The organism is Mesorhizobium abyssinicae (assembly GCF_049887195.1).
Lineage (GTDB): Bacteria > Pseudomonadota > Alphaproteobacteria > Rhizobiales > Rhizobiaceae > Mesorhizobium > Mesorhizobium abyssinicae.
The window spans coordinates 417433-430596 of sequence record NZ_JARAKC010000002.1; the positions used below are offsets into that span (position 1 = coordinate 417433).

The 13164-nt window shown below is 64.2% G+C and carries 12 protein-coding genes; 2 read left to right on the plus strand and 10 right to left on the minus strand.

The features are described from left to right. Positions 1-26: 26 nt before the first annotated feature. The 7 genes from ccoS to ccoN form a co-directional block, all read right to left on the minus strand. The gene (gene ccoS, locus PU724_RS06560) at positions 27-167 is read right to left on the minus strand and encodes a cbb3-type cytochrome oxidase assembly protein CcoS (protein ID WP_127283836.1); all 141 of its coding nucleotides are present in this window, start codon (positions 165-167) and stop codon (positions 27-29) included. Next, the gene (locus tag PU724_RS06565; RefSeq protein WP_354420902.1) at positions 164-2413 is read right to left on the minus strand and encodes a heavy metal translocating P-type ATPase; all 2250 of its coding nucleotides are present in this window, start codon (positions 2411-2413) and stop codon (positions 164-166) included. Before PU724_RS06565 ends, ccoS begins: the two co-directional genes overlap by 4 nt. Continuing rightward, positions 2410-3186: a DUF2189 domain-containing protein gene (locus PU724_RS06570; protein ID WP_128273692.1), complete on the minus strand. Its 777-nt coding sequence runs from the start codon at positions 3184-3186 to the stop codon at positions 2410-2412. The genes PU724_RS06565 and PU724_RS06570 overlap by 4 nt, the downstream gene beginning before the upstream one ends. A 219-nt stretch (positions 3187-3405) precedes the next feature. Next, positions 3406-4275, minus strand: coding sequence for a cytochrome-c oxidase, cbb3-type subunit III (gene ccoP / locus PU724_RS06575; RefSeq protein WP_128273694.1), 870 nt, complete (start codon positions 4273-4275; stop codon positions 3406-3408). Then, entirely contained in the window at positions 4266-4427 is a 162-nt protein-coding gene (locus tag PU724_RS06580; protein WP_407046030.1) for a cbb3-type cytochrome c oxidase subunit 3, read from the minus strand. The genes ccoP and PU724_RS06580 overlap by 10 nt, the downstream gene beginning before the upstream one ends. A 2-nt stretch (positions 4428-4429) precedes the next feature. Then, complete coding sequence (gene ccoO, locus PU724_RS06585) at positions 4430-5164, minus strand: cytochrome-c oxidase, cbb3-type subunit II (RefSeq protein ID WP_128273696.1); 735 nt, start codon at positions 5162-5164, stop codon at positions 4430-4432. 3 nt (positions 5165-5167) lie between these two features. Then, positions 5168-6820 carry a cytochrome-c oxidase, cbb3-type subunit I gene (ccoN, locus tag PU724_RS06590; protein WP_189556485.1) on the minus strand — a complete coding sequence of 551 codons (1653 nt, stop codon included), beginning with the start codon at positions 6818-6820 and terminating at the stop codon, positions 5168-5170. Between the two features lie 170 nt (positions 6821-6990). On the opposite strand from ccoN, the gene PU724_RS06595 reads away from it, so the two are divergent. After that, positions 6991-7719: a Crp/Fnr family transcriptional regulator gene (locus PU724_RS06595; RefSeq protein ID WP_127391553.1), complete on the plus strand. Its 729-nt coding sequence runs from the start codon at positions 6991-6993 to the stop codon at positions 7717-7719. A gap of 15 nt (positions 7720-7734) precedes the next feature. Here PU724_RS06595 and cysQ read toward each other — a convergent pair whose 3' ends face one another. From cysQ to cysD, 3 genes are read right to left on the minus strand one after another with little or no spacing between them, the layout of a single operon-like run. After that, positions 7735-8523 (minus strand): 3'(2'),5'-bisphosphate nucleotidase CysQ, encoded by a 789-nt coding sequence (cysQ, locus tag PU724_RS06600; protein ID WP_292104765.1) that lies wholly within the window; start codon positions 8521-8523, stop codon positions 7735-7737. A 10-nt stretch (positions 8524-8533) separates the two neighbouring features. After that, entirely contained in the window at positions 8534-10471 is a 1938-nt protein-coding gene (gene cysN, locus PU724_RS06605; RefSeq protein WP_187331201.1) for a sulfate adenylyltransferase subunit CysN, read from the minus strand. A gap of 2 nt (positions 10472-10473) precedes the next feature. Further along, on the minus strand, positions 10474-11379 hold the full coding sequence (gene cysD / locus PU724_RS06610) for a sulfate adenylyltransferase subunit CysD (RefSeq protein ID WP_354420906.1): 906 nt from the start codon (positions 11377-11379) through the stop codon (positions 10474-10476). A 492-nt stretch (positions 11380-11871) separates the two neighbouring features. On the opposite strand from cysD, the gene PU724_RS06615 reads away from it, so the two are divergent. After that, complete coding sequence (locus tag PU724_RS06615; RefSeq protein ID WP_354420908.1) at positions 11872-13146, plus strand: O-antigen ligase family protein; 1275 nt, start codon at positions 11872-11874, stop codon at positions 13144-13146. The last annotated feature ends 18 nt before the right edge of the window (positions 13147-13164 follow it).

A 13164-nucleotide genomic window follows, 5' to 3' on the forward strand; every position in this document is an offset into this window, starting at 1 on the left:
GCCCCTCTGCTGCCTGTCCGGCTCGACTATTCGTCGTCGAGCAGGATGCGTTCGGCCGCACCTTGCATGTCGTCGTACTGACCGCTTTTCAGCGACCACAAGAACGCGCCCAACGCCGCCCCGCCAAGCAGGAGCGCCAGCGGAATGAGATAGACGAGACTGCTCATGCGCGCCCCACCACGGGCGGCAGTGGTTTTGGCATCCGGTCGGCAACCCAGCCGCTGGCCACATCGCGGCCGGCGATGCCGCGAAGCCGCAAGGCATTCGCGACGACCAAGATCGACGACGCCGACATGGCCAGTGCGGCAAGCAGCGGCGTGACCTGCCCGGCGATCGCAAACGGAATGGCGATGGCGTTGTAGCCGATCGCGAGGACGAAATTCTGATGCACCAGCCGCGCCGCCTGCCGGGCGATGCCGATCGCATCGGGAATGGCCAGCAGGCTCGACCGGAGAAAGACAAGGTCGGCGGCATTGCGGCCGATATCGCCGGCGCTGGACGGCGCCATCGACACATGCGCGGCACTCAACGCCGGCGCATCGTTGAGACCATCGCCGACCATCATCACCTTGCGGCCCGTGGCGGCAAGCGCGGCGATGCGGGCAACCTTCTCCGCGGGCAGCAGTCGTGCCGACACGTCGCCTATGCCGAGTTGCCCACCGACGCGCAAGACCGTTCGCTCCTGGTCGCCCGACATGATGGCCACGGCAAATCCATCGCGCTTCAGAGCCTCGATCGAGCGCGCCGCATCCTGCCGCAGGCTGTCCTCAAAAATGAATGAAGCGAGCGGATGGCCGTCGCGTGAGAGCATGGTTGCGGCCGTGGCGCCGGATACGGCCCATTCTGCCCGGCCGAGCCGGTAGAGGTGCCGCCCGATCCGGCACTCGACCCCCAGTCCCGGATGCTCGGCAATTGCGACCGGCATCATTTGCAAACCGTCGTCGAAGGCCGCCAGAGCCCGCGACACAGGATGATTGGAGCGAGCCGCGATCGCACCGGCAATCGCCAATGCGGATGGCTCGATCTGCGAGGCATTGGCCAAGCTCAGCCGCCCCGTCGTCAGCGTTCCAGTCTTGTCCAAGAGAACCGTGTCGATCTCCGCCAGCCGCTCCAGGGCCGAGCCTTCCTTGACCATGATACCGGCCTCGAACAGCCGCCTGGCCGCCACCGTGTGCACGATCGGCACCGCAAGCCCAAGCGCGCAGGGGCAAGTGATGATCAACACCGCGATGGCGACACTTATGGCGCCATGCCAGTCGCCGGTCGCGAGCATCCAGCCGAGAAAGGTGAAAAGCGCGGTCAGGTGAACTACCGGCGAATAGAGACGCGCGGCGCGATCGGCGATGCGCCTGTAGCGCGAGCGGCCGCCATCTGCCGCTTCCATCAGCGCCACCATTTCGGCGAGCGAGGAATTGCCGGCATCGGAGGTGGCCGTCAGCGTCAGCGCGCCGTTGAGGTTGAGCGTCCCGGCGCGCAAGGACGATCCGGGTTCGACCGATTGAGCGGCGCTCTCGCCGCTGACCAGCGAGCAATCGACATCGGACCGGCCGCCGTGGACGATGCCGTCGACCAGGAGGCGCTCGCCGGGCGCCACCGCCAGCAGCATGCCCGCCTTGATCTGTCCGGCAGGCAGATAGTCGCGCGTACCGTCCTCGCGTTCCACCGTCGCGCCACGCGGCGTGAGCCGGATCAGGCCGCGCACGGCGCTGCGCGCCTTCTCGCGCATGACATGGTCGAGGCTGCGGCCGATGAGGAGGAAGAACAAAAGCGACACCGCCGCATCGAAATAGGCATACGCGCCGCCGGCGGCGGTGTCGTAAAGGCTGAGCGCGAACGCCAGGATGACGCCAACGGAGATCGGCACCTCCATGTTGGTCCTTCCCTGCCGCAGGGCCGACCACGCCGCCGCGAAAAACACGCGTCCGGAATAGATCAGCGCCGGAAAGGCCAGCACCGCTGAAATCCAGTGAAAGGCCTGGCGGGTCTGTGGCTCCGCGCCCGACCAGATCGATACCGACAACAGCATGATGTTCATCGAGGCAAAGCCGGCGACGGCGGTTGCCCGCAGCAGCCGCGAAAGCTCGGGGTCGACGGCCGCGTCCTCGTTGTCGAACAGATGCGCCGCGTAGCCTGTCGTCATCACCGTCTCGAAAATGGGGGGCGGCATCTCGCCCCGCCATTTCACCGACAGCCGCCTGGCGGACAGGTTGACGCGCGCCTGCTCTACACCCGGGACGCGGCGGAACGCCCCCTCGATCGCGGCGATGCAGCCAGCGCAGTGGACGCCGGGCACCGACAGATCGGTCTGGCGCAGGCCATCCGCAAGGTCGTGGCTGGCGAGCAGGATTTCATCGCGCGACGGAGGGCCGCCGAGCTCGGCCGCGGCTTCCGCTCCGGGCGCGCAGCAACTCATCTCATTGCCTTGTAGGCGTGCCACGTGCCGTGACCGAGCACGGGAAACACGACAACCAGGCCAAGCAGGCCGGTGGCGACGCTCAACAGGAAAAGCGCAAGCACGATCGAGCCCCAGGCGATCATCACGGGTATGTTGTTCCAGACCAGCGAAATGCTGGTGCCCATGGCCGTGAAGGCATCCGTCTCCTCGTCGAAAAGCATCGGAACGGAGAAGGTGCTGATGGCAAAGGCGAAAGCGGCGAAGACGCCGCCGGCCACGGATCCAACCAGGAGCATCGCCCATCCAGTAGGCGTCGTGAACAACATCGACGTGATGTGATCGAGACCCGGGAACGGCAGCAGGCCGAAGAACAGCGCGTAGATCAAGACCGCCGCCCGCATCCACACCAGCATAAGCAGGCACAGGATCGCCCCGGTGAACCAGACCTGCGCGCCGGATTTCGGCCGGACGAAGATCATGCGCGAAAGCGAGACTGGCTGCCCTGCGGCAATCGCCCAGCTCTTTTCATAGAGGCCGATGGCGATCAGCGGCCCGACGACCATGAAGCCGGCGAGCGCGGGAAACAGGATATAGTCCAGGCCAAGCGCGAACAGTGTCCAGACGATCGCCAGCGAAACCATGAAAACCGCCGCGCCATAGACGAGGCTCGGGCCGGGGCTGACCATGAAATCCCGCCAGCCGGCTTTGAGCCAACCGACAGCGGTGCCGGCCGGCAGGTTGCGCCGGTTGCGCTCGATGTAGGGCCGCGAGGCGTTTGGGGCTTCGGTCATGGTCTTTCTCTCAACACGCCGGCCTGGCCGGACGAAGGAGGGACGCCGAGTCTAAGGCGGGATCGAGCACGCATTCCGGCTGCGATTGGACGGCGACGTAGACAAGATGAACATTGGCGCCGATGAAGACGGCCAACAGCACCGCCACGACTGCAAACCACTTGAGCCGGGTGTTTGCCCGCCTTCGCGCCGATAGACCGGCAATCATGGCCGCCGTTCTCATTTGGCCTGCCCAAGCTGGCCGACATAGAGCGCGAGCAGCTTGATCTCCGCCGGCGTCAGCCGCGCGTTCCAGTTCGGCATGTGCCCCTGGCGGCCGGAATAGACCGTCGAATACACATCCTGGAGCGTGCCGCCGTAGATCCAATGGCTGTCGGTGAGGTCGGGCGCACCCTGCTCATGCATGCCCTTGGCGTCCTTGCCATGACACGCCACGCAGTTGCCGGCGAAAACCTCTCGGCCGGCCTCGATGCTTTCGGCCGACCCTGCGTCCGGCATCGACAGGGAGCGGACATAGGCGACGACGTCGGCAATCTTCTGACGATCGAGTATGCCGTCGCGGCCGAATGCCAGCATCTGCGAAACGCGGGTATCGTCATTGGTCGAATTGATGCCGATGCCGATCGTCTCGGCGATCTTCTCGGGTTCCCCGCCCCAAAGCCAAGACTTTGCCGTCAGATCCGGGAAGCCGGGCCCCCCGGTTGCCTTGATGCCGTGGCAAGCCGCGCAATTGTCCGAAAACAGCACGTGGCCGGCCTTCGTCACGTCCTGCATCAGCACCGGATCGGATTTGATCGCGGCGAAATCCAAGGCCTGGATCTTGTCCAGCCAAGCGGCGCGCTGAGCCTTCGCTGTTGCCACCTCCTGATCGACGATGCGACGCTGGTCGTTGCCGAGCAAGCCCTTCGTATAGGTCGAACCAAGCGGCCAGGCAGGCATCAGCAGCCAGTAGCCAAGGCAGAACAGCGCTCCGATGGCGAGAAAGAACAGCACGACCTTGGGAACCGGCGTGTTCAGTTCCTCAATGCCGTTCCATTCATGACCGGTCGTGGTGCGGCCGGTGACAGGGTCGCGTCGTCCTACATCCACGGCTTGTCGTCCTTGTCCAGAATGCTGCTTTTGGCGCGATCGAACCCGGCTCGATTGGACGGCCAGTAGGCATAAATCACCACCCCGGCGGACAGAGCGAGGAGATAGAAAAGGCCCCAGCTTTTGGAGATTGCGACCACCGCGTCATGCATGCTCATTCCCCCAGCGCCGTCTGGTCGGTCTTCCTGGCCGCATCGGTCAATCCGCCGAGGATCTGCAGGTACGCGACTAGCGCGTCCATCTCCGTCAACTCGCCGGGATTGCCGTCGAAAGCCCTTACATGGGTCGCCTTGCCGTAACGCTCGGTGACGCCACGCGCCTTGTCATCATCCGGCGCAGACTGGCCATAGGCATCGATCGGCGCGTTGGCGACCATCTCGTCCGTGTAGGGCACGCCGACGGTCCGCAAGGCGGCCAGGTGCCTGCCGAGATCGTCGGTCTTCAAAGGCGTGCGCAGCAACCAGCGATAGGCCGGCATTATCGATTGCGGAACGACATCGCGCGGGTTGTTGAGATGCGCCACCTGCCATGCATCCGAGTATTTCTCGCCGATGCGGGCTAGATCGGGCCCGGTGCGCTTCGACCCCCAGAGCATCGGGTGATCATATTTGGATTCGACCGCCAGCGAGTAAGGTCCGTAACGCTCGACCTCGTCGCGCAGCGACCGGATCATCTGGGAATGACAGGCGTAGCAGCCTTCGCGCATATAGATGTTGCGCCCGGCGACCTCGAGTGGCGTGTAGACGCGCATGTCTGGCGCCGCCTCGACCGTGGAGCCGATGGTGAAAAGCGGCGCGATTTCGACCAGGCCGCCGATCGAGGCGACGGCGATGATGGCCAGCATGAAGCGGATGGCGCTGCGTTCGAGTTTGCGATGGAGGTCAGCCACGGGTCATTCTCCAGGCTGTGCGGCAGGCCTGCCGAGCGGCAGGTCGACCTCGCCACCGGCCTCGACGCCACGCTCGAGGCGCGCCTGCCGGATGGTCATCAGCACATTGTAGGTTCCGACGATCGCGCCGAGCAGAAACAGCAGCCCGCCGAAGGTGCGCGCGATATAATAGGGATGCATCGCCTCGACCGTGTCGAGGAAGGAATAGGCGAGCGTTCCGTTCTCATTGTAGGTGCGCCACATCAGGCCCTGGATAATGCCCGAGTTCCACATCGAGAAGACGTAGACAATGGTGCCCGAGAGCGCGAGCCAGAAGTGCACCTCGACGAGTTTCGGCGAATAGATCGCCGGGCGCTTCCACATCCACGGGACCAAAGCGTAGATCGAGCCGAACGTGATCATCGCCACCCAACCCAGCGCGCCGCCGTGGACATGGCCGATTGTCCAGTCGGTGTAGTGGGAGAGCGAGTTGACGGCGCGAATCGCCATGAACGACCCTTCGAAGGTCGACAGGCCGTAGAAGACCGCCGCGACCATCATGAAGCGCAGCGTCGCGTCGTCGCGCACCTTGTGCCAGGCGCCGTTGAGCGTCGCCAGGGCGTTGCCGGCCGAGGCCCAGGACGGCACCAGCAAAACCAGCGAAAATGTCATGCCGAGCGTCTGCACCCATTGCGGCAGCGCCGTGTAGTGCAGGTGGTGCGACCCTGCCCACATATACATGAAGGTAATGCCCCAGAAGCTGATCAGCGAAAGCGGATAGGAGAAGATTGGCCGCCCGGCGCGCTTCGGCAGGTAGTAGTACATCATGCCGAGGAAGCCCGAGGTGAGGAAGAAGGCGACGGCGTTGTGGCCGTACCACCATTGCGTCATCGCATCCTGCACGCCGGAGAAGGCCGAGTAGCTCTTGGCGCTGCCGAAGGAGATCGGCACAGCCAGGTTGTTGACGATATGCAGGATCGCCACGACCAGGATGAAGGCCATGTAGTACCAGTTCGCCACATAGATGTGCGGTTCCTTGCGGCGGGCCAGCGTGCGGACAAAGATCAGGAAATAGACAATCCAGACAATCACCAGCCAGAGGTCGGCATACCATTCCGGTTCCGCATATTCCTTGGATTGGGTGATGCCCAGGAGATAGCCGCTGGCTGCAACGATGCAGAAGAGATTGTAGCCGATCAGCACGAACCAGGGGCTCAACTGGTCGGGCAGCCGGGCGCGCGACGTTCTCTGCAGGACGTGGAAGGAGGTGGCGATCAGGGCATTTCCACCGAAGCCGAAGATGACGCCGCTGGTGTGGACCGGCCGCAACCTGCCGAAGCTCGCCCAGGCGGCGTCGAAGGTCAGCTCCGGCCAGGCCAAAAGCGCCGCAACCCAAACGCCAACGAACATGGCGATGACAGCCCAGAACATGGTGAGGACAATGCCCACCTTGGTCGGATCGTCATAGTAGTGCTCGAGCAGGGACCGGTCCGGCGGCGGCGCATCCCATCTGGCGATGATGAAGCCGCTCAACGCCAGCGCGAGAAGGAGCACGGTGAAGCCCTGGACGCCAAAAGGCTCGCCACGACCCGCGGCGGCCATGGCAAGCCCGATCGCCGCCACGACGAGGCAGATGATAAGCCCAATCTGCCGTTCGGTGACAGTAAGCTTGGTCATGCGAGGTCTGCCTTTCGCGTGCATGAACGGCGGTGGTTGGCCCGCCTTATACGCGCTGGCAGAAGCTGTCTTTGCGCTAGCGCAAATTGGCCTGCCCTATTGCCCGGTTTGCACTTTGAAAGTCTGTGCTTTCGCGGCATTGTACAAAGTATGACCACTGCCGAAATGAGATGAGCGCCGGCCGCCAGGACGTCCACAATTCCAACGTTCCCGCACTGTGCCAAAGCTGCGAGGCGCGACACAACGGCATGTGCGGCGTGCTCAACGCGGATGAGCTGCTCGCCTTCGCCAAGCACACGAGAGTCGTCAGGCACGGCGCCGGCGAAGAACTGCTTTCCGAAGGCGCGTCGATCACGGCGTACAGCAATGTCATGCGCGGCGTGGTCAAGCTGATCAAGACGCTTGCCGATGGACGCCGGCAGATCGTCGGGTTGCAGTTCGCGCCGGACTTCGTCGGCAGGCTCTATGCCGACGAAAGCGCGGTCACCGCCGAAGCCGCCTCGGACGTCGAGCTTTGCCGCATATCGAAGCGTGCCCTGGAGCGCATGGTCGCCAGCAATCCGATGCTGGAGGGGCGGCTGCTCAAGCAAGCGCTGCGCGATGTCGACGAGGCGCGGGAATGGATGGTCGCGCTCGGCCGCAAGACTGCCTCGGAGAAGCTGGCAAGCTTCCTCGGCCAGATCGGCAGACATCTCGACCCCATGGTCGCGCAAGACGATCGGACGCTGGCCTTCGAACTGCCGCTTACACGGGCCGAGATCGCCGATTTCCTGGGATTGACCATCGGGACGGTCTCGCGCGAGCTGTCGAGGCTGAAACGCGACGGGATTATCGAGATCAGATCCCGCCGTCAGATCGAAATCATCGACAGGCAGCGCCTCCAGCAGCGGTCAGGCTGACCCGATCGCGGCCGCTCACACTGCCTTGGCTGCCTTCCCGCTCGCAATAAAGTGCGGATTCGCGAAATCGGCGTCGCTGGCCTGGTTGCGCTTGCCGTAGGCGAGCGGCTGGCCGTCCAGCGTGCGCGTCATGCCGCCGGCTGCGCGCAATACCGCATCGCCCGCCGCCGTATCCCATTCCATGGTGCGGCCAAAGCGCGGATAGACGTCGGCCTCGGCGGCGGCGACGAGGCAGAATTTCAGCGACGAGCCTACCGAGACGATCTCGGCGGCACCGAGGTCGCGAATGAAGGCATCGGTTTCGGGCGTATTGTGCGAGCGGCTGGCGACGACGGCGAGCGGCGTCCCCCCTGCCCGCACCGCGATGGTCCGGCGGTCCGTGATATTGAAATCGCCGTCGACCTCGATCGCTTCCGCCCTGCCCGGCCGGCCCGAGAAGAAGCGCCCGGTACAGGGCGCGAAGACGACACCGACTTCCGGCACGCCGTGACGAATGAGCGCGATGTTGACCGTGAAATCGGTGCGGCGGTTGACGAACTCCTTGGTGCCGTCGAGCGGATCGATGAGAAAGAAGACGCCGTCGAGATCGGGTGTCGCAATGCCGGCCGCCACCTCTTCCTCGGCCACGCAAGGGATGGCCGGATAAGCGGCGCGCAGGCCGGCGAGGATGATCTTCTCGCTCTCGCGGTCGGCTTCCGTCACCGGCGAGGAGTCGGACTTGCGGTCAACGGCGCAGCCTTCGTGAAAGACGCGCATGACCTCGCGCCCGGCTTCCAGCGCCAGGCGCTCGAACACGCCGAGCATTACCTCGTCGTCAGATGCCGCCGCCGCTGTCGTATTGGTCTTCGGCAATGTCGCGCTCGTTCAGCCAGAGTTCCAGGGCCTCTACCATCTCCTCGGCCGATCTGCCGAGCGTCTTGAGATGGATTTCAGGATTCTCCGGAGCTTCATAAGGTGAATCGACGCCGGTGAAATTCTTGATCTCGCCACTCAGCGCGCGCGCATAGAGACCCTTCGGATCGCGCCGGGCGCATTCCTCGAAGGGCGTGTCGACGAACACCTCGACGAACTCGCCATCGGCCATCAGTTCGCGCGCCACGCGCCGTTCGGCGGCGAAGGGCGAGATGAAGGAGACGATGACGATCAGGCCGGCATCGGCCATCAGGCGGGCGACCTCGGCGACGCGGCGGATGTTCTCGACGCGGTCGGCGTCGGTGAAGCCCAGATCGCGGTTGAGGCCGTGGCGGACATTGTCGCCGTCCAGGATGTAGGTGTGGCGCCCGGAGGCGAACAGCTTCTTCTCGAACAGGTTGGCGATGGTCGACTTGCCAGAGCCGGAAAGGCCGGTGAACCAGAACACGGCCGGGCGCTGGTTCTTCAGGTCGGAACGGCCGCGCTTGCCGACATCGAGCGACTGCCAATGGATGTTTTCGGCGCGGCGCAGCGAATGCAGGATCATGCCGGCGCCGACCGTGGCATTGCTGATGCGGTCGATCAGGATGAAGGCGCCGGTGGTGCGGTTCTCGGCGAAATTGTCGAAGGCGATCGGCGAGCGCGTCGAGAGATTGCAGATGCCGACCTCGTTCATCTCCAGCGACTTCGCCGCCTCGTGGGCGAAGTCGTTGACGTTGACGCGGTACTTCAGCTCGGTGACGGTGGCGCTCACCTGGTCGGTTTCGGTGCGCAGGATGTAGGAGCGGCCGGGCAGCAGCGCATGCTCGTCGAACCAGACGATGTTGGCGGCGAACTGGTCGGCGACCTGCGGCCGCGACGCCGGCGCGACCAGAATGTTGCCGCGCGACACCTCGACCTCGTCGTCGAGGACGAGCGTGATCGCCTGGCCGGCGACCGCTTGGGCAAGGTCGCCGCCATGGGCGACGATGCGCTTGACGCGGGACGACTTGCCGGACTTGGCGACGACGACCTCGTCGCCCTGCGCAACCGAGCCGGAAGCGATGGTGCCGGCAAAACCGCGGAAATCGAGATTGGGCCGGTTGACGTACTGCACCGGGAAACGGAACGGCTGCTCGACCGCGGCCTCGTCGACCGAAACGGTTTCCAGGTGCTCGATCAGCGTCGGCCCGGAATACCATTGCATGTTGGCGGAGCGGCTGGAGACATTGTCGCCATAGCGGGCCGACATCGGGATCGGCGCGATCGTCTGGAAGCCGAGATTGTGCGAGAACCGGCTGTAATCCTCAACGATCTTGTCGAATACCGCCTGGTCGAAATCGACGAGGTCGATCTTGTTGACGGCCAGCACAATGTGGCGAATGCCGAGCAGCGAGGCGATGATCGAATGCCGCCTGGTCTGGCGCAGCACCCCCTGGCGCGCGTCGATCAGCACGATGGCGAGATCGGCGGTCGAGGCGCCGGTCGCCATGTTGCGCGTGTACTGCTCGTGGCCGGGCGTGTCGGCGACAATGAACTTGCGCTTCGGCGTGGCGAAGAAGCGGTAGGCGACGTCGATGGTGATGCCCTGCTCGCGCTCGGCTTCGAGCCCGTCGACCAGCAGCGCGAAGTCGATGTCGTCGCCTGTCGTGCCGTGCTTGCGCGAATCGCGCTCCAGCGCGGCAAGCTGATCCTCGAAGATCTGCTTGGTGTCCGACAGCAGACGCCCGATCAGCGTCGACTTGCCGTCGTCAACCGAGCCGCAAGTGAGGAAGCGCAGCAGCGACTTCTTCTCCTGCGCGGCCATGTATTCGCGGATCGAGTCGGTGGGGGCGAGGCTTTTGGCCATGATGTGGCGCATGCTCAGAAATACCCCTCGCGCTTCTTCTTTTCCATCGAGCCGGCCTCGTCGCGGTCGATGAGGCGGCCCTGGCGCTCGGAGGTGCGCGCCGTCAGCATCTCGCCGACGATGGCCTCCAGCGTGTCGGCATCGGACTCGATGGCGCCGGTCAGCGGATAGCAGCCAAGCGTGCGGAAGCGGACCAGTCGGTTCTCGACCGCCTCGCCGGGCTGCAACTGCATGCGGTCGTCGTCCTTGAGGATCAGCATGCCGTCGCGCTCGACCACCGGCCGCTCCTTGGCGAAATAGAGCGGCACGATCGGGATATCTTCCTGCAGGATGTACTGCCAGATGTCGAGCTCGGTCCAGTTCGACAGCGGAAAGACGCGGATCGACTCGCCGGCGGCAATGCGGGTGCTGAAGATCTTCCACATTTCCGGCCGCTGGTTCTTCGGATCCCAGGAATGCTGGGCGTTACGGAAGGAGAAGATGCGCTCCTTGGCGCGCGACTTCTCCTCGTCGCGGCGGGCGCCGCCGAAGGCGGCGTCGAAGCCGTATTTGTCGAGCGCCTGGCGCAGCGCCACGGTCTTCATCACATGGGTGTGGGTGTTCGAGCCATGGTCGAACGGGTTGATGCCGTCGCGCACGCCGTCCTCGTTGACATGCACCAGGAGGTCGAAGCCGAGCTTCTGCGCCATCTGGTCGCGAAAGGTGATCATCTCGCGGAACTTCCAGGTGGTGTCGACGTGCAGGAAGGGAAAAGGCGGCTTGGCCGGGAAAAAGGCCTTCATCGCCAGGTGCATCAGCACGGAAGAATCCTTGCCGACCGAATAGAGCATGACGGGCTTGGAAAAGGAGGCCGCCACCTCGCGGAAGATGTGGATGGATTCGGCTTCGAGCCGCTGCAGGTGCGTGAGTGCGATATTCATGGACTGTGAGCGTTCTCTCGTGCCATCCAGACCTTGCATCAACAGATCAGGCACCGTTTCGTAAAAACAGCCCGGTTCAAGCTTTGCTTCTGGACATTCGTGCCGGCGTTCTAGCAGATCGCGATTGCGGGGAACAATGCCAGACGCGCCCGCCAGACGGCCAATCCGGAATGAATTTTCCACGATCGGTGCGTATGCGGGAAAATCCTGCCCTACCGCCTGATGCATGCCAAAGAACTGAGAAACTATTGCCTTTCGGGGGACTGTGGACGGCCCGCAGCGCGAAGCTCCTGCTCACGCGGTTGCGGGCCGGGCTGCCGATTTGTGATGAGCCCTCCAGCCGCCGCACTATCGGGAATCGAACCCAGCCGCTATACGACCAGAAATGCTGCCCGCGCGCCGTGGCACCAGATAAGCTTCGAAGGTGATCGCGTCCGCCGTCGCGGAACAACACGGCGTCCCAACGACCCCCAGACATTGCGAAACAGAGCATTGAACCCGCTTTTATCCATCAAACGGCACCTCACGCCCGCGCAGATCAACGTCTACTTCTCGATCCTTTGCTTCTTTTGTCCGCCGGTGCTGGGTTCGGCCGTGAGTTTCGTGTTCAACGGCGGCGGCCTTTGGTCGGTGCTTCTGCTCGCCCTGAGGCGGCGGCGCTTCAATTTCGACCCGCCGATGCTCGCCATGACGGTCGCGATCTATGCCTATTGCGCGGCATATCTGCTGGCGTCGGTCGTCAACAACGCGCTCCGGGCCGATGCGCCGCATCTCCTGGCGCTGGTCACCTTCCTGCTCTTCCCGATCTCCTACTCGACCTGGAGCATCACCGCCAAGGCGACGCTTGCCCGCATCGTCGTGGTGGCCAGCATGGCGGCATGTTTCGGCGCCCTAGTGCTGGCCGTGGCGCAGTATTACTGGCTAGGCATGCGGGCCGAGGGCGGAGCCGGAAACGCCATCCCCTTCGCCACGGTCACCTGCCTCGGCGTCATGATGTGCCTGGCCGGCGCGCTTTCGGGCATTGAGCGACCCAAGGGCCTGCTGCTCCTGGCGGCCGTGACCGGCATCATTGCCATCCTCTATTCGGGCACACGCATCATCTGGGTGGCCGTGCCGGTATCGGTCCTCGCCGTGCTTCTGATCAACCGGCGCAAGCTGGAGGAGGCAAGTCTCGTGCGTCTCTTGCTGATCGCCGCCGCGATGTCGCTGGTGATCGGCATTCTCGGTTTCCACATCGTGTCGGAACGTGCGGATTTCCTGTTCAGCGACTGGGACGCGCTTGCCAAAGGCGACCATTCGACGGCGACGGGACTGCGCGTGGCACTGTGGCAAATCGGGCTCGATGCGTTCCGGGACGCTCCGATTTTCGGCCATGGCATCGCCGCCAGCCAGGCGCTGATGAAACAAGGTTTTCACGACCAGTTCGGCATGGCCGCGGGCTTCAGCCATTTCCACAACGGTTTTCTGACAGCGCTGGTGCAGGCCGGCTTGGCCGGGGCCATCACGCTGGCGGCGATCTTCGTGGTCGCGGCGTGGAACGCGGCAAGGGTCCTGCGCGCCAGCGCCGATCCGCTGGAGCGCTTCGGCGCAACGATGGTCGCCGTCACGGTGATCGTCTACCTGATCGGCGGAATGACCGGCATCCTGCTCGGCCACGATATCCTTGATTCGACATTCATGGTCTTCGTGGTCGCCGGGACCTACCTCGCATCGGGACGCCAGCAGGAGCTGCCGCGGGAGCTGGCGGCGGCGGCTCCGGCCGCCTGACCACGGGGATGCGCAAAC